Annotated in this window: 20 protein-coding genes and 1 other RNA gene; 3 read left to right on the forward strand and 18 right to left on the reverse strand. The window is 57.0% G+C overall.

The genetic code is table 11. The features are described from left to right. Nucleotides 1-2: 2 nt before the first annotated feature. The 6 genes from CFT65_RS16920 to rsmI all read right to left on the reverse strand — a co-directional run bounded on the left by CFT65_RS16920 (nucleotide 3) and on the right by rsmI (nucleotide 5,218). Nucleotides 3-1,742 carry a peptidoglycan D,D-transpeptidase FtsI family protein gene (locus tag CFT65_RS16920; protein ID WP_088829601.1) on the reverse strand — a complete coding sequence of 580 codons (1,740 nt, stop codon included), beginning with the start codon at nucleotides 1,740-1,742 and terminating at the stop codon, nucleotides 3-5. Nucleotides 1,743-1,776: 34 nt separating this feature from the next. After that, on the reverse strand, nucleotides 1,777-2,181 hold the full coding sequence (ftsL, locus tag CFT65_RS16925; protein WP_088829210.1) for a cell division protein FtsL: 405 nt from the start codon (nucleotides 2,179-2,181) through the stop codon (nucleotides 1,777-1,779). A gap of 2 nt (nucleotides 2,182-2,183) precedes the next feature. Then, nucleotides 2,184-3,167, reverse strand: a complete 984-nt coding sequence (gene rsmH / locus CFT65_RS16930) for a 16S rRNA (cytosine(1402)-N(4))-methyltransferase RsmH (protein WP_088829211.1) — start codon at nucleotides 3,165-3,167, stop codon at nucleotides 2,184-2,186. Then, entirely contained in the window at nucleotides 3,164-3,616 is a 453-nt protein-coding gene (gene mraZ / locus CFT65_RS16935) for a division/cell wall cluster transcriptional repressor MraZ (RefSeq protein WP_064227001.1), read from the reverse strand. The genes rsmH and mraZ overlap by 4 nt, the downstream gene beginning before the upstream one ends. Nucleotides 3,617-3,918: 302 nt before the next feature. After that, an RNA gene (rnpB, locus tag CFT65_RS16940) (RNase P RNA component class A) lies at nucleotides 3,919-4,268 on the reverse strand. Nucleotides 4,269-4,321: 53 nt separating this feature from the next. After that, complete coding sequence (rsmI, locus tag CFT65_RS16945) at nucleotides 4,322-5,218, reverse strand: 16S rRNA (cytidine(1402)-2'-O)-methyltransferase (protein WP_088829212.1); 897 nt, start codon at nucleotides 5,216-5,218, stop codon at nucleotides 4,322-4,324. A 75-nt stretch (nucleotides 5,219-5,293) separates the two neighbouring features. Here rsmI and CFT65_RS16950 point away from each other — a divergent pair, with 75 nt between their 5' ends. The 3 genes from CFT65_RS16950 to CFT65_RS16960 are packed head-to-tail and all read left to right on the forward strand — an operon-like array spanning nucleotide 5,294 to nucleotide 8,214. Further along, the gene (locus CFT65_RS16950; RefSeq protein WP_228705881.1) at nucleotides 5,294-7,222 is read left to right on the forward strand and encodes a penicillin-binding protein activator; all 1,929 of its coding nucleotides are present in this window, start codon (nucleotides 5,294-5,296) and stop codon (nucleotides 7,220-7,222) included. A 24-nt stretch (nucleotides 7,223-7,246) separates the two neighbouring features. Then, nucleotides 7,247-7,612 (forward strand): YraN family protein, encoded by a 366-nt coding sequence (locus tag CFT65_RS16955; protein WP_088829214.1) that lies wholly within the window; start codon nucleotides 7,247-7,249, stop codon nucleotides 7,610-7,612. A gap of 11 nt (nucleotides 7,613-7,623) precedes the next feature. Then, on the forward strand, nucleotides 7,624-8,214 hold the full coding sequence (locus tag CFT65_RS16960) for an SIS domain-containing protein (RefSeq protein ID WP_088829215.1): 591 nt from the start codon (nucleotides 7,624-7,626) through the stop codon (nucleotides 8,212-8,214). A 44-nt stretch (nucleotides 8,215-8,258) separates the two neighbouring features. Here CFT65_RS16960 and CFT65_RS16965 read toward each other — a convergent pair whose 3' ends face one another. The 12 genes from CFT65_RS16965 to CFT65_RS17020 form a co-directional block, all read right to left on the reverse strand. Continuing rightward, nucleotides 8,259-8,675 carry a ClpXP protease specificity-enhancing factor gene (locus CFT65_RS16965; protein ID WP_172408518.1) on the reverse strand — a complete coding sequence of 139 codons (417 nt, stop codon included), beginning with the start codon at nucleotides 8,673-8,675 and terminating at the stop codon, nucleotides 8,259-8,261. Between the two features lie 59 nt (nucleotides 8,676-8,734). Then, entirely contained in the window at nucleotides 8,735-9,364 is a 630-nt protein-coding gene (locus CFT65_RS16970; RefSeq protein ID WP_008176545.1) for a glutathione S-transferase N-terminal domain-containing protein, read from the reverse strand. A 108-nt stretch (nucleotides 9,365-9,472) separates the two neighbouring features. Next, complete coding sequence (locus tag CFT65_RS16975) at nucleotides 9,473-10,228, reverse strand: cytochrome c1 (protein ID WP_088829217.1); 756 nt, start codon at nucleotides 10,226-10,228, stop codon at nucleotides 9,473-9,475. After that, the gene (locus CFT65_RS16980) at nucleotides 10,228-11,460 is read right to left on the reverse strand and encodes a cytochrome b (protein ID WP_088829218.1); all 1,233 of its coding nucleotides are present in this window, start codon (nucleotides 11,458-11,460) and stop codon (nucleotides 10,228-10,230) included. The genes CFT65_RS16975 and CFT65_RS16980 overlap by 1 nt, the downstream gene beginning before the upstream one ends. Then, entirely contained in the window at nucleotides 11,460-12,053 is a 594-nt protein-coding gene (petA, locus tag CFT65_RS16985) for a ubiquinol-cytochrome c reductase iron-sulfur subunit (RefSeq protein ID WP_088829219.1), read from the reverse strand. The genes CFT65_RS16980 and petA overlap by 1 nt, the downstream gene beginning before the upstream one ends. Before the next feature lie 243 nt (nucleotides 12,054-12,296). Continuing rightward, nucleotides 12,297-12,689, reverse strand: a complete 393-nt coding sequence (gene rpsI / locus CFT65_RS16990) for a 30S ribosomal protein S9 (protein WP_069184011.1) — start codon at nucleotides 12,687-12,689, stop codon at nucleotides 12,297-12,299. Between the two features lie 12 nt (nucleotides 12,690-12,701). Then, on the reverse strand, nucleotides 12,702-13,130 hold the full coding sequence (gene rplM, locus CFT65_RS16995) for a 50S ribosomal protein L13 (protein WP_008176556.1): 429 nt from the start codon (nucleotides 13,128-13,130) through the stop codon (nucleotides 12,702-12,704). Between the two features lie 193 nt (nucleotides 13,131-13,323). Continuing rightward, complete coding sequence (locus tag CFT65_RS17000; RefSeq protein ID WP_088829220.1) at nucleotides 13,324-14,109, reverse strand: TatD family hydrolase; 786 nt, start codon at nucleotides 14,107-14,109, stop codon at nucleotides 13,324-13,326. A 21-nt stretch (nucleotides 14,110-14,130) separates the two neighbouring features. Beyond that, nucleotides 14,131-15,711, reverse strand: a complete 1,581-nt coding sequence (gene prfC, locus CFT65_RS17005; RefSeq protein WP_088829221.1) for a peptide chain release factor 3 — start codon at nucleotides 15,709-15,711, stop codon at nucleotides 14,131-14,133. 88 nt (nucleotides 15,712-15,799) lie between these two features. Continuing rightward, nucleotides 15,800-16,285: a ribosomal protein S18-alanine N-acetyltransferase gene (gene rimI, locus CFT65_RS17010; protein WP_088829222.1), complete on the reverse strand. Its 486-nt coding sequence runs from the start codon at nucleotides 16,283-16,285 to the stop codon at nucleotides 15,800-15,802. Further along, entirely contained in the window at nucleotides 16,285-17,097 is an 813-nt protein-coding gene (locus CFT65_RS17015; protein WP_088829223.1) for a 2-isopropylmalate synthase, read from the reverse strand. Before CFT65_RS17015 ends, rimI begins: the two co-directional genes overlap by 1 nt. A gap of 36 nt (nucleotides 17,098-17,133) precedes the next feature. Further along, nucleotides 17,134-18,684: a 2-isopropylmalate synthase gene (locus CFT65_RS17020; protein WP_088829224.1), complete on the reverse strand. Its 1,551-nt coding sequence runs from the start codon at nucleotides 18,682-18,684 to the stop codon at nucleotides 17,134-17,136. Between the last annotated feature and the right edge of the window lie 124 nt (nucleotides 18,685-18,808).

Consider the following 18,808-nt stretch of genomic DNA (forward strand, 5'->3'; position numbering starts at 1 on the left):
GCCTACCCTCGCTCTCCGGATACAGAAGAAGCCCCTTTGGCCCCTCCCACTTCCAGTTCAGGCTTCACATTCAACAGTCGCAGTGCGTCACTCATTACCCGTGAGAATACTGGCGCGGCTACTTCACCACCGTAGTATTCTCCGGACTGCGGCGCATCAACGGCCACAACCGTAACCAGCCTGGGGTTATCAATAGGCGCCATACCGGCAAAAATCGCCTTGTACTGGCTATCCTCGTAACCCTGGGCCCCAACAAGGTGAACCGTCCCGGTCTTGCCGCCGGCCGAGTAGAATCCCGGCTGGGCACGTTTGCCAGTACCCCTTGAAACAGCCTCGCGCAGCATAGTGCGAACCTGAAGGGTGACCTGCTCCGAAAGCACTCGCTGCCCCTCTGGTTTCTGATCCTGTCGAACCAGACTCAGGGGGTAGCGCACACCACCATTGGCGATCACCATATAGGCCTGGGCCAGTTGAAGGGCGTTCACACTCATCCCGTAACCGTAAGACAGCGTTGCCTCTTCCACCGGTCGCCACTTGGGTGGCGATGGCAGTACGCCCACCGCTTCGCCGGGAAAACCGATACCGGTCGGCTGCCCAAGGCCCAGGCGGGCGTAGAGATTGCGGATCACATCGCCGCCGAGGTCGGTGGCAATCCGGCTGATTCCGACGTTGCTGGATTTGACAATAATCTCGGACATATCCATGACGCCATAGTTGCGATGGTCCCGGATAGTGAAACGACCAAAACGGCGGAAACCTGGATTGGTATCAATAGTGCTATTAACCGAGTAGTTGCCAGACTCCAGAGCAGCCGCCATGGTAATCGGCTTCATGGTTGAGCCGGGCTCGAAAAGGTCGGTGATGGCCTTGTTCCGGAGATTTTCTGCTGCGAGCTGACTGCGGTCATTGGGGTTGTAGGACCCCTGGTTGACCATCGCCAAGACTTCACCGGTATCCACGTCGAGCATGACCAGTGTACCGCCTCTGGCATTGTGAGCCGCCACAACCGCCTTGAGCTCCCGATAAGCCAGGTACTGAAGGCGCAAATCAATGCTGAGCGCGAGATTCTGACCGGGGGTGGCGTCGCGAATCAGGGTCAGATCCTTAATGACACGGCCCCGGTTGTCTTTCAGGACCCGCTTTCGGCCGGTTTCACCGGATAGCCACTGGTTGTAGGCGAGCTCGATCCCTTCCTGCCCGCGCTCGTCAATATCCGTAAAACCCACAACGTGAGCGGTCACTTCGCCCGCGGGGTAATAACGACGGTACTCCTGACGGGCGTATATCCCGTCAATCTCCAACCCGAGGACCTTTCCGGCCAGATCCGGCTGAACCTTGCGGCGCAGATAGATGAATTCCCGTCCGGAGTATTCTTCGAGACGTTGCCGGAGTGAGGCTTCGTTGATGCGAAGAAGCCGCGCGAGGTTGGCAAGTCTTGCCTCGGAAGGATCGGCTTCAGAAGGATTCGCCCAGATGGTCTGCACCGGAGTACTGACCGCCAGCGGCTCGTCGTAGCGATCGGTGACTACGCCACGATGGGCATCAATACTTTCAACCCGGATGGTTCGGACATCGCCCTGCTTGCGGAGAAAATCGTTATCAACGACATGGAGGTCGACCAGGCGCCAGCCAAGCACACCCACCACCAGGAGAAAGACGCCCACGACGGAGCCAAAGCGCCAGGCTGCCAGCCCGGACGCCAAACGCTGCCCCCATGTTGTCGTCTTTCCCTGATCGGACACGTCGATCACCCTGAATCGTTGTTGTTCTCGTTAATTACCGGCTGACAACCGGCGACATCAGTGGCACCAGCACAATATCCTGACGCCCCGGCACCACCATGCTGAAACGTTCAGCTGCCAGCTTTTCCACCCGGCCATGGGCGCTCAACGCGCTCTGCTCGAGCAGAAGCTGGCTCCATTCGCTCTGATAACGGTCGCGCTCGGACTGAAGCTGCGACAGGGTATTAAAAAGCTCCCGGTTCTCATGGGCACTTACCACCACACCAATGGAGGAAGCCAGCAATACGGCAACCAGCCCAAGCGAGACAAGCACCTTGCCCTGCTTGGTGGCAGCGAAAACCTGCCTTGAAATCCGGACCGCGGTTGCAACGCCCTCCCGGACCTTCTGCTTGTTGAGCTTCGCCGTTTTTACCGGCTCTTCAATGGCTACCGCGCCCATGGTTACGCGCTCCCCTGCGAGTTTTTCCTGATGTCGGTGCGTTCCAGCACCCGCATGACTGCGCTGCGGGCACGTACGTTGTCATTTACTTCATCAGCGCCGGCCTTGCTGGCCTTACCAACGAGCCGGAAGTCCGAGGCTTCCTGTTCCGCGGTTACAGGAACGCCTTTAGGCAGTTGTGGCCCGCGAGCCAGATCTCTCATAAACCGCTTGACCAGTCGGTCTTCCAGCGAATGAAAACTGATGACTACCAGACGTCCGCCGGGTGCCAGATGGTCAACGGCAGACTGAAGACCGACCTCCAGATCCTCCAGCTCCCGGTTGATAAAAATCCGGATGGCCTGAAAGGTCCGGGTGGCCGGATGTTTGTGTTTTTCCTTTTTCGGCACCGCCTCGCTGACCAGCTCGGCCAACTGGCGAGTGGTCTCGACGGGCGTTTCCTTCCGACGCTCAACCAGGAGCCGGGCAATGCGCCGGGAGAACCTCTCCTCGCCATAGCGGAAGATCACATTCGCGATATCGGACTCCTCCGCCGTTGCGAGCCACTCCGCCGCACTGGGCGATTGCTCGGTATTCATGCGCATGTCCAGCGGCCCATCGCGCATAAAACTGAAACCACGAGATGCATCATCAAGCTGCGGCGATGACACGCCGAGATCCAGCAAAACGCCGTTAACGGTCTGCCAATCCTGACCGGCTACCGCGCTGCCAAGCTCCGCAAAAGAGCCATGAAAGCAGTGGAAGCGGCTATCCTGAGCTTCCAGCTCTCTCGCTGTGCGGATGGCTTCGGGATCCTTGTCAATTCCAAGGAGCTGCCCCGACTCTCCGAGGCGGCCCAGAATCAGGCGACTGTGGCCACCCCGTCCAAAGGTGCCATCTACGTAATAGCCATCGGGGTCGTTGACCAGATAGTCGACCGCCGAATCCAGGAGCACCGAGCGATGCGAGTACGACGCCCCGGCCTCCTGACTGCGATCGGAGGTCATAAGGACAGCGCCTCCATCTCGGGCGGCATCTCTTCATCATCAGAGGACTCATCGAGCCAGGCGAACCAGCGCTCTTCGCTCCAGAGCTCAAGCTTCTTGCCCTGCCCGATCAGCATCAGTTTTTTCTCCAGATGGGCATAGCTTCTCAGAGTTGGCGGAATGAGGATGCGTCCGGCAGAGTCCAGCTCCATAGGCGCAGCATTACCCAGAATCAGCCGTTGCAGGCGCCGGGCCGCCTTGTTCATGTTCGGAAGCGCCTCGATTTTGGGCCGCAAAACCTCCCATTCAGGCTCGGGATAAAGCAACAGGCACCGCTCCTCGTCAGCGTTCGCCGTCAATACAATGCGCCCACCACAGGCCTGCGCGAGCTCTTCGCGCACCTTGGCGGGGATCGCCAGGCGACCCTTCGCATCCATATTGATGGCATGACTGCCGAGAAAATTGCTCATTTACGCTGTCTCTGGGTGCCTGATATCCACAAAAAACCACTAGAATCCACTTTTTCCCACTTCTGCACACTATAGAAACACGCAATACACAATGCAAGCGCCGCAAACAGCGCCACACTTGGAAAACTTCCTTTTATGACAAGAGGTTACAGAGCTGGATTCGATGAAATGGTGAGATTACGGAAAAGAAAAGAAGCAAAATCAAACACCTGCAAAAAAGTCTGAAGACTGCAAGTGAGGTTTAAGATTTTTTAGCTATAAAGAACGCCTGCTGAGAATGACAGACGTTACAGGAAGGAAAAAGAGCGAGCTCGCCGATAAGCCGGGTTCTGTCTTGGACAGTCATTCATCTAGGGTCTGCGTCACCACAGACCTCAAGCAACCTACCCGAATCCAGCGCGGGCCACGCCATTGGATTCCTATTTGGTCTTGCTCCAGGTGGGGTTTGCCATCGCCGTGGACTGTTGCCAGCCACGCGGTGCGCTCTTACCGCACCGTTTCACCCTTACCGGCGCCCGAAGGCGCTTAGGCGGTATACTCTCTGTTGCACTTTCCGTCGGCTCGCGCCGCCCAGGCGTTACCTGGCACCTTACCCTATGGAGCCCGGACTTTCCTCCCCCGGAAAACCGGCGGCGACTGTCTGGCGAGCTCGGGCGAGACAATACTCCTGCACCCAGAGCCTTGCAAGAGAAACTGCCACGGTGTTCAGCCGTCTTTCAGCGCCAGGGCCCGCTGGTAAAGCTCATTCTTCGATAGCCCGGTCAGCTCCGAGGCCATTTTGGCGACCTTCTTCACCGGCAGCTCCGCCAGCAAAACCCGAAGTACCCGGTCCACATCCATGGTCGCCGCGTCATCGTCACCGGGTTGAGCCATCGCACCACGAATCATCACCACAAACTCTCCCCGGGTTCCGTGGGGGTCCTGCTCCAACTCCGCCAGAACCTCCGCCACCGAGCCGGAATAGAAGGTTTCGAAGGTCTTGGTGATTTCCCGCCCCAGAACCATCTCACGATCTTCGCCAAGCACTTCGGCAATGTCCCGCACCGACTCCAGAATCCTGTGGGGCGATTCGTAGAACACCAGAGTGGCCGGTTCAGTGCTCAACGCCTCAAGACTGGCCCTGCGACCAGAGCGTTTGGCCGGTAGAAAGCCCACGTACAGAAAGCGGTCCGTCGGCAGGCCGGCAGCACTCAATGCCGCCACCAGGGCACAGGGCCCCGGGATCGGGCTGACACGATGGCCCGCAGCCCTGGCCTGGCGCACCAGCACATAACCGGGATCCGAAATCAGCGGCGTACCGGCATCGGAGACCAGAGCCACATCACGCCCGGCTTCCAGTTCCGTCAGTATACCGGCTGCGCGATCCTTTTCATTATGGTCATGCAAGGCGACCATTCGCTTCTGTATACCCAAATGGCTCAACAGGCGACCACTGTGGCGCGTATCCTCGGCAGCCACCACATCCACACTGGCCAGCGTCCGGGTGGCCCGTGGAGACAGATCATCAAGATTGCCGATGGGCGTGGCTACAATATAGAGCGTGCCTTTCGATTCTCCCTTCCGGCTATCTGAAGACGGGAAATCGCTGACCTCGTTTTTCAAAGCTTCTGCCTCTCTGATGGGGAGTCCGGAACCGTGACAGTTACGTCATGTGAATTAACCCCGGAGCTGTTAAACTTGCCACCGTTAGTCTGGCGCTACAAGCCCAATCATCCGGAGTATGTCGAGCCTGCCATGATAAAGATCCGCATTCATCAACGAGCCCTGGCCAGCGTATTTTCTGCCGCCCTATTGTCGGCTGGTTGCGCCACCGTGAATCTCGAAACCCATGTTGCACAAACCGCTGACCAGGCTCTGGAACTGGCCAGCAACGAAGACAACATCGAAACCGCTCAGGCGTACCTGCTTAGGATTGCCAACAGGTTCCAGGACCAGGGCAACCACATGGCGGCCAGAACGCTACTTCAAAGTCAGCAGCTGGCGCAACCTGCTCCGGGGCTTGGCAACCAGAAACTGCTACTGACTATGGCAAGCGCCACCGCCCTCGAAGATCAATCCTGGGCAAAAGAGATCGCCGGCGAACTCACCCCGTCGACCTTTATAGACTACCCGGCCGACCTGATTGCCCGGGCAGCCAACCTGCAGGCGGACACCTTCGACCTGGCAGGTGAGCCCATGCCTGCAGCCATGACTCTAATTCTGCTGGCACAGACGGACAACACCGCGGATGCACAACAGATTCACAACCGGGTCTGGTCCCTGCTGGAACAGGTTCCGGACGGCGAGCTGAGCTCAGCCTCTGCCGAGGCCATCGGCTACGAAGCCCAGGGATGGCTGGAACTGGCTAGCCTCGTCCGGACACCGGACGCCGGCATTGACGAGCAGGGCCGAATCATCCGTGGCTGGCAGAACAACTGGCCCGGTCATCCGGCGGCCCAAGTACTGCCCTCGGAGCTTCAACTGATCGCCACGCTGGCCGAAAGCCGCCCTGAAAAAATCGCTCTAGCCCTGCCCCTCGAGGGGCCCCTTGCGACTGCTGGCAAGGCGATCCGCGACGGCTTTCTGGCAGCCTACTACCTCGATGACTCTGCTGACCGGAGCAAAACAGACATTCGCATCTTCAACACGGCGGGCACATCGTTCAGCGATCTTTACAAACAGCTGTCCGAACAGGATATCGACCTGATTGTTGGCCCCCTGGAAAAAGAAGCTCTAGCCGGGCTTGGCTCAATGAATACGCTGCCGGTGCCCGCGCTAGGGCTGAATTACCTGCCGGCCGATACCAAGCCTGCTGACGGACTTTATCAATTCGGGCTTTCCGCTGAAGACGAGGCGCGTCAGATTGCCGACCGGCTTGCCGCTGAACAACTGCGTCAGGTTCTGGTTCTTATCCCGGGCGGCGAATGGGGCGATCGCGTCGAGGCTGCTTTGCTGAAACGCATGGCCTACCACGAAGGCGTTGCGCTGGATATCGAACGCTTCTACCGGGAGGATAACCTTCGGGCGGTAACGGCCGACCTACTGGGCATCACTGTTTCCCGGGACAGGGCCATTCAGGTTGAACGGACCATCGGTATGAACGTCGAGTTTGAGCCGAGGCGCCGGCAGGATGCCGACGCTATCGTGATGGTGGCAGAACCCACTGTTGCGCGGCAGTTCAAGCCACTGTTCGCCTTTTATTTCGGCGGTGACCTGCCAGTGTACTCGCCTTCCATTGTTTATGAAGGGACCCCCGCACCGTCCCGGGACCGCGACCTGAACGGTGTTATTTTCACCGACATCCCCTGGGTTCTGGGCGACGACAACGAACTGCGCACCCGGGCCACGGAAAACCTGTCTGGCACCCGTGGCCAACCTGGTCGCCTGTTCGCCATGGGCGCCGATGCGTGGCACCTGAGCAAACGCCTGCCGTTGCTAAAACAGGTCGAAAGCGCCTCGATATCGGGGCAAACTGGCGTACTGACCATGACACACCAGGGCAGCATCCATCGGGAACAGCTCTGGGCCCAGTTCCGCAACGGCGTTCCCGAGTTCATTCCTGAACCGGTAACCGAAGAGGGCGAGTCAGAAACCGCCCAAGAGGAAACCACACCCCCCAGCGAATAACATCAAAGGAGCAAACCAGTAGCCATGGATGGCACCAAAACCCTGGGCAATCATTTCGAAGGGGTCGCTGCCCGATACCTTGCCAGTCGGGGCGTCCGGATAATTGAGCGCAATGTTTACAATCGCGGCGGCGAAATCGACCTGGTCGGCCAAGATGGTGAGGCTCTCGTGTTCTTTGAGGTCCGCTATCGCGGGGCAGGCAGTCTTGCTGACCCTGCAAGCTCTATCAATTACCCAAAACAGAGACGCCTTGTTCGCGCCGTGTCGTTCTACCTGCACAGGCACGGACTCTGGAACAGCCTCTCGCGGATAGATGTGGTTGCCATCAGACCGGGTACCGTTAAAAGATACCGGGTACAATGGATCAGGAACGCAATTCTGGCAGGATAGTGATACCTAAAATGACCGACACCGAACACCAGATCAATCAGTGGTTCGCCAGCCATATGGAGCATACTGCACAGGCCGCAAGCACCGTTGGCCCTGATATAGAGGAGGTTGCCAATGCCTTCGTGGGAACGCTGCTCCAGGATGGAAAAATCATCACCTGCGCCAATGGCAATGCCAATATTCTGGCCCAGTACTTCTGCACCGCCCTTCTGAACCGGTTCGACCAGGACAGACCTGCACTGCCCGCCATCAATCTCGGCGCAGATGCGACAACCTATTCCGCGATCTGCCGGGATAACCGTTTCAACGACACCTTCTCCCGCCAGGTCCGGGCAATCGGCAAACCGGGAGACCTTCTGTTCGTGATTGTCGACGATGGCCACAAGGCCAACCTAATCCAGGCAATCCAGGTCGCTCATGACCGGGAAATGAGCGTTGTGGTTCTCAGCGCCAGAGAAAAATCGGACATAACGTCGCTATTGCATCCGGAAGATCACGAAATTGCACTAAACGATCTCAGCTCCACCGAAGCAACGCCACTGTTGCTGCTCATCATTAACGCCTTATGTGGGCTGATCGACGCGAAGATTTTCGGGGGATAAAAAAGCCAGCATACGCTGGCTTTTTTGAAACGATGGAGCGAGGTTTATTTGACAACCTTGAGGGTTGGCCTGCCCGAAGGACGATCCTCCTGCCCGGATGAAGGCTGCTCGCCTTCACGCTCACGGGGGCTACCGTCAGGGTCCGGGGAACCGGGCTCGCTGCCGAATACCATGCCCTCACCGTTTTCCTTAGCATAAATTGCCATAACCGCCTGCAGCGGAATGAACACCTGCATGGGCACCCCACCGAAACGGGCACTGAACTCCAATGCGCCGTTACCAATCACCAGGCCGCGCACGGCGCCCGGACTGATATTCAGAACGATCTGACCGTTCGCGACATGCTCAGTCGGCACCTGCACACCTTGAATGCCTGCATCCACCACAATGTAGGGGGTACAGTCATTGTCCAGAATCCACTCATTGAATGCTCGTACCAGGTACGGGCGGCTGGACGTCATGGTGTTTTTACTCTCAGCCACTGCCACTCTCCTGCTCCGGCCAGCGGAACGTTACCAAATCAGCTGCGAATGTCTTCTTCCAGATCGGACAGGCTAGCCTTGAACCCCTCCCGACTGAAGATGCTCTCCATATACTTCTGCAGTGGTTTGGCCTGCTTTTCGTTCAGCTCAATACCCAGCGACGGAAGGCGCCAGAGGATAGGGGCGATACAGCAGTCCACAATGGTGAACTCTTCAGACAGAAAAAACGGCATTTCTCCGAACAGCGGCGCTGTTGCCAACAGGCTTTCTTTCAGCTCTTTGCGCGCTGTTTCAGAAGCCTTGGCGTTTGGCTGTGCCAGGATCTGGTCAACCAGACCGCACCAGTCTTTCTGAATCCGATGAATCATCAGACGGCTGTTGGCACGGGCCACCGGATACACCGGCAACAGGGGCGGATGCGGGAAACGCTCGTCGAGGTACTCCATCATGATATTGGGCTCATAAAGCACCAGATCACGATCTACCAGAGTTGGCAGGGCGTTATACGGATTCAGGTCGGCCAGCTCAGCCGGCGGATTGTCCGGATCCACATCAACGATATCGACGGTAACACCCTTCTCTGCCAGAACAATGCGCACCCTGTGGCTGTAATGGCTGGCCGGATCCGAGAAAAACGTCATTGATGACCGCTTGGTCACAACGCCCATAGAACTACCTCACGAGTAAACAAACCGAAATGATCCTGAAAAAACGCAAAAATCCAGCGGGCCGGTTATGCCCGCTGGAACTCAGGAAACGGGATTATACCCTATTTCTCAGTGCACGTCCTTCCAGTACTCACGATTGAGCAGGTAGGCGAACACGAAGAAGATGGCCACGAATATCAGGACAAAGATCCCCAGACGCTCACGCTCAAGCTTGATCGGATCAGCCATGTAAGACATGAAGTTGGTCAGATCATACATGGACTGGTCAAACTCGGCTCCAGACATGCTGCCCTCGATAGCGTACTCCGGACAAACGTCAGCGTTGTTGATGTTGCCACTCAAAGGCTCCACGCTGGCCGGGGTACCGATATTGGGCTCAACGGCGCAAAGCCCCTGCATACCAACCAGAACGTGGGGCATACCCACAGCCGGGAACACCACGTTGTTCACGCCCAGCGGACGGGACTCGTCCTTGTAGAAACCGCGAAGGTACGAATATACCCACGCTTCGCCACGCAGACGGGTTTCGAGCGTAAGATCCGGTGGCGGAGCACCGAACCAGTCAGCCGCCATGTCCTTGTTCATGGAGTTTTTCATCAGCTCGCCAATTTTGGCGCCGGTGAAGATCAGGTTTTCCTCATACAGCTCATCGGGAATTTCGAGATCCTCAGCCACACGCTTGTAGCGCGCATACTCCATGGAATGACAACCCATGCAATAGTTGGTAAAGGTTGCCGCTCCGCGCTGGAGAGATGCCTTGTCAGAATGATCTGACTCAAAGCTGTCCAGCGGCACGGTTGAACCCGCTGCCAGCGCAAGAGCTGGCAGGACCGCGATGAAAAGACCAAAAATCAGCTTTCTCATTATCCTGTCACCCTCTCTGGAACTGGCTTGGTTTTCTCCATGCGCGTATAGAACGGCATGAGGATAAAGTAGAGGAAGTACAGCACCGTCAGAACCTGGGCAACCATTGTGCGCCCTTCGGTAGCGGGTACAAGACCGAGATAGCCGAGGATCACAAAGCTCACCACGAAGATGGCCAGTGCAATACGGCTCAGCCAGCCTTTGTAACGCATGGACCGTACCGGGCTCTTGTCCAGCCAGGGCAGTACGAACAGGATGGCGATTGCCGCACCCATCACAACAACACCCCAGAACTTTGCGTCAAGACCGAACAGGTCGATCGTCACCGCACGCAGCATTGCGTAGAACGGAGTGAAGTACCAAACGGGCGCAATATGATTGGGTGTTTTCAACGGGTTTGCCGGCTCGAAGTTCGGTTTTTCGATGAACAACCCGCCACCTTCCGGGAAGAAGAACACCACAATAAAGAAGATGAAGAAGAAAACGCCCACTCCGAGCAGATCGTGCACGGTGTAATAAGGATGGAACGGAATTCCGTCTTTGGGGATACCATTTTCGTCCTTGTTCTTCTTGATATCGATACCGTCAGGGTTATTGGAACCCACTTCGTGCAGTGCCAGGATGTGAAGCACCACCAGGCCCAGCAGAACGATCGGCAGCGCTACCACGTGCAGTGCGAAGAAACGGTTGAGCGTAATACCGGAAATCAGGTAGTCACCCCGAATCCAGAGAGAGAGATCCTCACCGATCACGGGGATAGCCCCGAACAGGTTAACGATAACCTGCGCACCCCAGTAGGACATCTGGCCCCATGGCAGGAGGTAGCCCATGAACGCTTCAGCCATCAGGATCAGGTAGATCAGCATACCGAAGATCCAGATCAGTTCACGCGGCTTCTGATAGGAGCCGTACATCAGCCCCCGGAACATGTGGAGATAGACCACAATGAAGAATGCCGAGGCACCGGTGGAATGCAGGTAACGCAGCAGCCAGCCCCATTCGACATCGCGCATGATGTATTCAACGGACGCGAACGCGCCTTCCGCCGAAGGGTTGTAGCTCATGGTCAGCCAGATTCCCGTGACCAACTGGTTCACGAGAACCAGCATCGCGAGGGAACCAAAGAAGTACCACATGTTGAAGTTTTTCGGCGCGTAGTACTTGCCAAGGTGCTTGTTCCAGGCATCAATGACCGGAAGCCGTTCGTCTACCCAGTTGAGTAACTTGCTCATTACGCTGCCTCCGGATCAAGACCAATCGTGAGGGTCACATCATCGTCGTAACGATAGGGCGGCACCTCCAGATTCAGGGGAGCAGGCTGCGCCTCATAAACTCGGCCGGCCATATCGTAGCGGGAACCGTGGCACGGGCAAAAGAGTCCGCCCAGCCACTCATCACCCAGATCCGCCGGAGCAACCTCAGGGCGATAGGACGGGACACAGCCAAGGTGGGTACACAGACCTACAAGCACGGCAAACTCCGGCTTCAGCGAACGCAGAATGCCTTCAATATACGGCGGCTGCTGCGGCGCCTCTGACTGGGGATCTTTCACCCGATCATTCAGTTTTTCGATATTTGCCCGCATTTCTTCGGTACGGCGGATAATCCAGACCGGCTTGCCTCGCCATTCCACAGTAACCTGCTGGCCCGGCTCGATCTTGCTGATATTGACGGTTACCGGTGCACCGGCCGCTTCCGCTTTTGCACTGGGATTCCATGACCCCAGGAACGGAACCGCCGCACCGACGACGCCGACTCCACCCACCACAGACGTAGCACCGATCAGAAACCGGCGCCTGCCTTGGCTCACGTCGCCATTACTCATTATGGTTTTCTCCCATCAGGCGATGTCACAGCCCGCAACGCAGCCGGCAATGTGCATCTAAAAGGACTTCACAACCCAAAAATATAAGCGCCCAAATGGTAATGAAATTACCAAGGGCTTACAAGTCGGAAAGCCGCCACTGGCGCCTCATCACTGTTCCAGATCAATTTGCTGACAAATCACTGGAACATAAAAAAACCCGACCGAAAAGGGCCGGGTTTTCCAGGATCTGCTCCAGCGTGATTAACGCTTGGAGTACTGAGGACGCTTACGCGCCTTGCGCAGACCCACTTTCTTACGCTCGACTTCACGCGCATCACGGGTAACGTAACCCGCTTTGCGCAGCGCCGGACGCAGAGTTTCGTCGTAATCCATCAGAGCGCGGGTCAGACCGTGGCGAATAGCGCCAGCCTGACCACTGATACCACCACCCTTGACGGTGATTTGGATATCAAAACGATCGGTAGATTCGGCAACCACCAGCGGCTGACGAACGATCATGCGCAGAGTGTCACGACCGAAGAAATCTTCGATTGAGCGACCATTGATAGAGATGTTACCGCTTCCCGGCTTGATAAAAACCCGAGCCGTGGATGTCTTGCGGCGACCAGTACCGTAATTTTGTGCTACAGACATATCCGCCTTCCGTTAAATGTCGAGTTCTTTGGGCTGCTGGGCTGCGTGAGGATGCTCAGCGCCGGCATAGATTTTCAGCTTCTTGAACATGGCGCGACCGAGCGGGCCTTTCGGAAGCATGCCTTTGACAGACTTCTGAATGATTTGCTCGGGTGCCTTGTCGACCAGCTTCTCGAAGTTGATGGATTTGATTCCACCCGGAAAGCCGGTATGACTGTAGTACATCTTGTCAGATGCTTTCTTGCCGGTAACCCGCACCTGGCTTGCGTTGATCACTACAATGTAATCGCCAGTGTCTACGTGAGGGGTGTACTCAGGCTTATGCTTGCCCCGCAGACGTAGGGCGATTTCGGTTGACAGACGACCCAGCGTCTTGCCGGCTGCGTCTACAACGTACCAGTCACGTTTTACTGTTTCTGGTTTCGCACTCAGAGTCTTCATTGATTCCGCCTTGAACGCTATATAAGAAACGTTAAAAACCACCACCGGTAAATGCAAGGCATCCGGAGGAGGTTCCATACCTGTGTTGCGCTGTCATTATTCGGGGCTGAGATAATGACATCGCCTTGAAAAGCCAGGGCGCGAAGTATACTCGAACCATTGAGGAAAGCCAACCCTGTGTAGGTTCGTTTCGTTATTCCCCTATACCGGCGCTGGGCCAACCATATAATCGGGACACATTACCCAGAAGCACGGGCGCCAGTTGCTCGGGCGACTCACCACGGAGCTCCGCGAGCACGTCCAGAATATCCGGTAGATAACATGGGGAGTTCTCTCCCTGCGGGACGCCTTCCGGCGCCATGTCTGGGGCGTCAGTCTCAAGCACCAGCGCCTCTAGTGGCAATCTTGCAATTGCGTCGCGGGTCTTTCGGGCCCGGGGATGGGTGATCACGCCCCCCACCCCGATAAAGCACCCAAGGTCGACCAGCTTTGCAGCCTGCTGGAAGCTTCCGCTGAAGCCGTGAATCAGGGCTCGACCACGCCATTGCCGACGATTGAGCAGACCGTGAACTTCGTCATGAGTCTTGACGGAGTGAATCACCAGCGGCAGGTTCAACTCATCAGCCAGCGCCACTTGCACCTCAAACCAAGGCCACTGGGTCTCCAGGTTGCCCTTGAGGCGGTCAAGGCCGCACTCACCGATTCCTACACAGCGGTCTGGGCACGCCTCCAGTAGCCGGCGAAGCTCAGTCAGATCTGCTTCCGAGTGCTCATCTACAAACCAGGGATGAATGCCGAGACAAAAGAATAGCCCCTGATGGGCCAGGGCTGTGTCACGGACCCGATCCCAGTCCGGTCGCCTGACACCAGGGATCACCAGCCCTCGGAGTCCGCGTGATTTGCCCTTGTCGAGCTCTGCATCGCGGCGGCCGTCGAACTGCGGAAAATCAAAGTGGCAATGGGCGTCGATCAGCTGCACAGTTACCTCCGCCCGGAATCGTTAATGCTCCCGGGTCTTGTGGAACTGGATGTCCGGATACCTCTCCTGGGCCAGATTCAGGTTGACCATAGTCGGAGCTATGTAGGCCAGCCTGTCACTGCCGTCGAGGGCCAGGTTGTCGTTGTTCTTGCGCTGGAACTCGTCAAGCTTGCGCTCATCGGTGCAAGTGACCCACCGCGCAGTAGCCACGTTAATCGGCTCATAGATGGCCTCCACCTTGTATTCGCTTTTCAGGCGACTGACGACCACGTCGAACTGCAGAACACCTACTGCGCCGACGATCAGGTCGTTGTTACGCAGCGGCCTGAATACCTGCACGGCACCCTCTTCCGAAAGCTGAATCAGCCCTTTCTGGAGCTGCTTGGCCTTGAGCGGGTCCTTCAGGCGAATCCGGCGGAACAACTCCGGCGCAAAGTTAGGGATACCGGTGAACTTCATGTCATCCCCGGCAGTAAACGTGTCACCCAACTGAATAGTGCCATGGTTGTGAAGGCCGATGATATCGCCGGCGAAGGCCTGCTCGGCGTGCTCCCGGTCGCCGGCCATGAAGGTCAGGGCGTCGGAGAATCGGACTTCCTTGCCGATACGAACGTGGCGGGCCTTCATGCCCTGATTGTAACTGCCGGAGACAATGCGGAGGAACGCAACACGGTCTCGATGTTGCGGATCCATATTCGCCTGAATCTTGAATACGAAGCCAGAGAACCCGTCTTCCGCTGGCTGGACCAGCCTCTGGTCGGTTTCCCGTGGCTGCGGCGCCGGGGCCCACTCCACCAGACCATCCAGCATGTGGTCGACACCGAAATTACCCAGTGCGGTACCAAAGAATACCGGCGTCAGTTCGCCGGCAAGAAAGGCTTCCTGATCGAACTCGTGCGAAGCCCCTTTCACCAATTCAATTTCGTCACGAAGGTCGGCCGCATAAGCACCAATCGCCTCATCCAGCTCCGAATTATCCAAGCCCGAGATAACCCGCTTGTCCTGAATCATGTGGCCCTGACCGGACTGATAGAGGATGACTTCATCCCGCAGGAGGTGGTACACCCCCTTGAAGCTCTTGCCCATGCCAATGGGCCAGGTGATCGGTGCGCAGGCAATTTTCAGAACTTCCTCAACCTCGTCCATCAGCTCCACAGGATCCCGGGTGTCCCGGTCCAGCTTGTTCATGAAGGTGATAATCGGCGTATCCCGCAGCCGGGTAACCTCCATCAGCTTGATGGTCCGCTCCTCGACACCCTTGGCGCTGTCGATAACCATCAGACAGGAGTCCACCGCCGTGAGCGTGCGGTAGGTGTCTTCCGAGAAGTCTTCGTGGCCCGGCGTATCCAGAAGGTTTACCAGCTTGCCGCCATAGGGAAACTGCATGACCGAAGTTGTTACCGAGATGCCCCGTTCTTTCTCCATCTCCATCCAGTCAGACTTGGCATGCTGGCCAGACTTCTTTCCCTTGACGGTACCGGCTTTCTGAATCGCCTGCCCGAACAGTAACACCTTCTCGGTAATGGTGGTTTTACCGGCATCCGGGTGCGAGATAATGGCAAAGGTGCGGCGCTTGGCCACTTCCTGGGAAAGGTTAGACATAATCGAAAAGCAACCTGAATCTGAAGTTCTGGAAAAGGCGGCCATTATAGGCCCTATGCCGCTTTGACGCTAACTCGCACTGCAGTGATCACTGACCGAGGCCAAGCATCAGGACCCGGGCATCCTCCCTTCCATTGGCAGCCGGATAATACCCGGGGCGCTGGCCGATCTCCTGAAAGCCCTCATTCTGGTACAAAGCGAGGGCGGCATGATTGCTCGCCCTGACTTCGAGCAACAGCTGGGACATGCCCTCATGGGCAGCGGTGGCCAAAACGTGCCTCAGCAGATGGCGACCCACACCCTCACCGCGGGCTCTCGGGTGGACGCAGATATTCAGTAAATGCGCTTCATCAACCATATAGGCCACGACAGCGTGCGCCACCAGCTTGCCACCATGGAAGGCACCCCATAGCCGGTAGTTTTCCTTGAAACAATCCAGAAACACCGACTCGCTCCAGGGATGGGAATAACCTTGGCGCTCTATATCAAGCACAGCCGGAACATCCTCAGGAGCCAGAAGCCGCAACAGCAGATCGGCGTCGAGAACTTTTTGGTAGGTTTCCGGATAGGGCATTAACGAGCAACCATAGGCCGTATTTGTTGCCAAAGCGACCGCTTCAGTGTCGGGTTACCGGCAATCTCAGCGAGGGTGTGGGGGAACCGAACTGCTGCGTCACGGCCAAGCGCCTCCACCAACCAGCTCGGTTCTGAATCTTCTCCACCCTGCAGGACAAGAACCTGCTGGCCATCCAGATCCGACAGAACACTGCGCATCACCTCGACAAAGTCCTGGCCGGTGTTCCCGGGCACCAACAGATTGTTGAAGATGGGCCAGGACACATGCCCCAGAACTCGAGGCTGATTCTCTCCGAGGCTTTTAAGGATATTTATCGCAAGGATTTCCTGCAGACGACCGCTGGCATCCGCGGACATGCCCCCAATGAGCGCCGCACCGTTTCCCGCCCAAATCATGAGATTAACGCTTTCAGAGGGGGTTATGGACGGTCGCGCTGACATTTCCTCGGCCGGCACTGGCTTCGGAGAGTCCGTAGCGGCCTCCGACACGGAAGGCGATTCGGAGGGCTGTCGCGAGGCTTTTCCTCGAACGACAGCCTCACCTTCCATCAATGCCTGAAGATCCGCTATTCGGGCAACGCCCTCAGTTCGATCCGGCACGGTCGGCTTGCCCGGCGCCGGGCGGCCTGGCTCTCTTACCGGGCGGTGTACAGATTCGGAAATGCCAGGGTTTGCCTCCGGAGCATCAGCCTCTTCAGGAAACTCAAACTCCGGACTGGGCGCTGCACCGGGCAACGGTTGCCGGGCATACCACATCCGTATTCCGGCCGCCCCCAGATAAAACTGACGCTCTGCTTCTGATCCAATCATTAACTTCGCCTGTCGGGATCCACCGAATTTAAGCGCTCAGACATCCGCCACCTGGGGATGCTGTCGAATTCCGCCCTTACTGATCAGGTTCAGGGCCTCAATGTAAGCCTTGGCGGACGCGATGATAATATCAGTATCGGCACCGACGCCATTAACAATCCGGCCACCGCGTTCCAGACGCACAGTTACCTCACCCTGGGCATCGGTGCCGCTGGTAATGTTGTTTACGGAATACAGCTGGAGGTTACAGCCTGAATCCACCAGAGATTCGATTGCCTTGAACGTAGCATCGACCGGCCCGCTCCCTTCTGCTTCAACCTTGTGCTCTTTACCGTCTACCGTCAGGGTCAGATTGGCCTTTGGCACTACGCCCGTCTCGGAGCATACCTGCATACAAACCAGACGATACCGCCCATCTTCCTCTTTCTGTCGGGTATCACTGGCAATCGCCTGCAGATCTTCGTCGAAAATTTCATGCTTCAGATCTGCGAGTGCCTTGAACCTTGTAAAGGCTTCGTTCAGCTCCGTCTCGGTCTCAAACTGAATCCCGAGCTCCAGCAAACGGGTACGGAACGCGTTACGCCCGGAATGCTTGCCCAATACCAGGCTGTTGGTGTGCCACCCCACGTCCTGAGCCCGCATGATCTCATAGGTCTCCCGATGCTTCAGGACCCCATCCTGGTGAATCCCGGACTCATGGGCAAAGGCATTGGCGCCGACGATGGCTTTGTTGGGCTGTACCGGAAAACCGGTAATCGTGGAAACAAGACGAGACGCGGGCACGATGTGCTGCGCATCAATGCGAGTGTCTATGTGGAACAGATCCTGGCGAGTACGAACCGCCATGACAATTTCCTCAAGAGCCGCATTACCGGCACGCTCACCCAGTCCATTGATGGTGCACTCCACCTGGCGAGCTCCCTGGGAAACCGCCGCCAGAGAATTGGAGACGGCCAAGCCGAGATCGTTGTGGCAATGCACGGAGAAAATGGTTTTGTCGGCGTTTGGAATCCGGCTCATTAACTGACGGATGGTTTCACCGAACTGCTCGGGGATGGAATAACCTACTGTATCCGGGATGTTGATCGTGCTGGCGCCGGCATCTATTGCCGCTTCGATGATCCGGCACAGGAAGTCCAATTCCGAGCGTCCGGCATCCTCGCAGGAGAACTCGACGTCGTCGACATGACTCCGCGCCCGCTTGACCGAGCGAACCGCCTGCTCGACCACTTCATCGGGCTGCATCTGCAGCTTGTGCTTCATGTGAATGGGCGACGTGGCAATAAACGTGTGAATACGCCCGCGCTGTGCTGGCCTGATGGCCTCAGCTGCACGATCGATATCCTTGTCGAGGGCTCGGGCGAGACTGCAGATCGTAGAGTCCTTGATGGATTCGGCAATCGCTTTCACCGCCTCGAAATCGCCCTGACTGGCAATCGCGAATCCTGCCTCAATAACATCCACCCGGAGCTTTTCCAGAGCTTTCGCAATGCGGAGTTTCTCCGCCTTGTTCATGGTGGCGCCGGGGCTTTGCTCACCATCACGGAGCGTTGTATCGAAGATGACCAGGTGATCAGTGGCAGGCATTGGCAGGGCTCCATTCCAGGATTTCGTTCATTATGAAGAGAGTATATCACCGGCCTGCGGTGAGTGAGTGACCCTACCCCAGAATTTAGGTCCATTTAAAACTGGAAAATCCGGCATGATAGAG

This window comes from Marinobacter sp. es.048, from assembly GCF_900188435.1.
GTDB lineage: Bacteria > Pseudomonadota > Gammaproteobacteria > Pseudomonadales > Oleiphilaceae > Marinobacter.

Coding starts and splice junctions, on each gene's coding strand:
- ftsL (WP_088829210.1), bottom strand. CDS start 2,181: ATGGGCGCGGTAGCCATTGAAGAGCCGGTAAAAACGGCGAAGCTCAAC.
- rsmH (WP_088829211.1), bottom strand. CDS start 3,167: ATGACCTCCGATCGCAGTCAGGAGGCCGGGGCGTCGTACTCGCATCGC.
- mraZ (WP_064227001.1), bottom strand. CDS start 3,616: ATGAGCAATTTTCTCGGCAGTCATGCCATCAATATGGATGCGAAGGGT.
- CFT65_RS16955 (WP_088829214.1), top strand. CDS start 7,247: ATGGATGGCACCAAAACCCTGGGCAATCATTTCGAAGGGGTCGCTGCC.
- CFT65_RS16960 (WP_088829215.1), top strand. CDS start 7,624: ATGACCGACACCGAACACCAGATCAATCAGTGGTTCGCCAGCCATATG.
- CFT65_RS16965 (WP_172408518.1), bottom strand. CDS start 8,675: ATGACGTCCAGCCGCCCGTACCTGGTACGAGCATTCAATGAGTGGATT.
- CFT65_RS16970 (WP_008176545.1), bottom strand. CDS start 9,364: ATGGGCGTTGTGACCAAGCGGTCATCAATGACGTTTTTCTCGGATCCG.
- CFT65_RS16975 (WP_088829217.1), bottom strand. CDS start 10,228: ATGAGAAAGCTGATTTTTGGTCTTTTCATCGCGGTCCTGCCAGCTCTT.
- CFT65_RS16980 (WP_088829218.1), bottom strand. CDS start 11,460: ATGAGCAAGTTACTCAACTGGGTAGACGAACGGCTTCCGGTCATTGAT.
- petA (WP_088829219.1), bottom strand. CDS start 12,053: ATGAGTAATGGCGACGTGAGCCAAGGCAGGCGCCGGTTTCTGATCGGT.
- rpsI (WP_069184011.1), bottom strand. CDS start 12,689: ATGTCTGTAGCACAAAATTACGGTACTGGTCGCCGCAAGACATCCACG.
- rplM (WP_008176556.1), bottom strand. CDS start 13,130: ATGAAGACTCTGAGTGCGAAACCAGAAACAGTAAAACGTGACTGGTAC.
- prfC (WP_088829221.1), bottom strand. CDS start 15,711: ATGTCTAACCTTTCCCAGGAAGTGGCCAAGCGCCGCACCTTTGCCATT.
- rimI (WP_088829222.1), bottom strand. CDS start 16,285: ATGCCCTATCCGGAAACCTACCAAAAAGTTCTCGACGCCGATCTGCTG.
- CFT65_RS17015 (WP_088829223.1), bottom strand. CDS start 17,097: ATGATTGGATCAGAAGCAGAGCGTCAGTTTTATCTGGGGGCGGCCGGA.
- CFT65_RS17020 (WP_088829224.1), bottom strand. CDS start 18,684: ATGCCTGCCACTGATCACCTGGTCATCTTCGATACAACGCTCCGTGAT.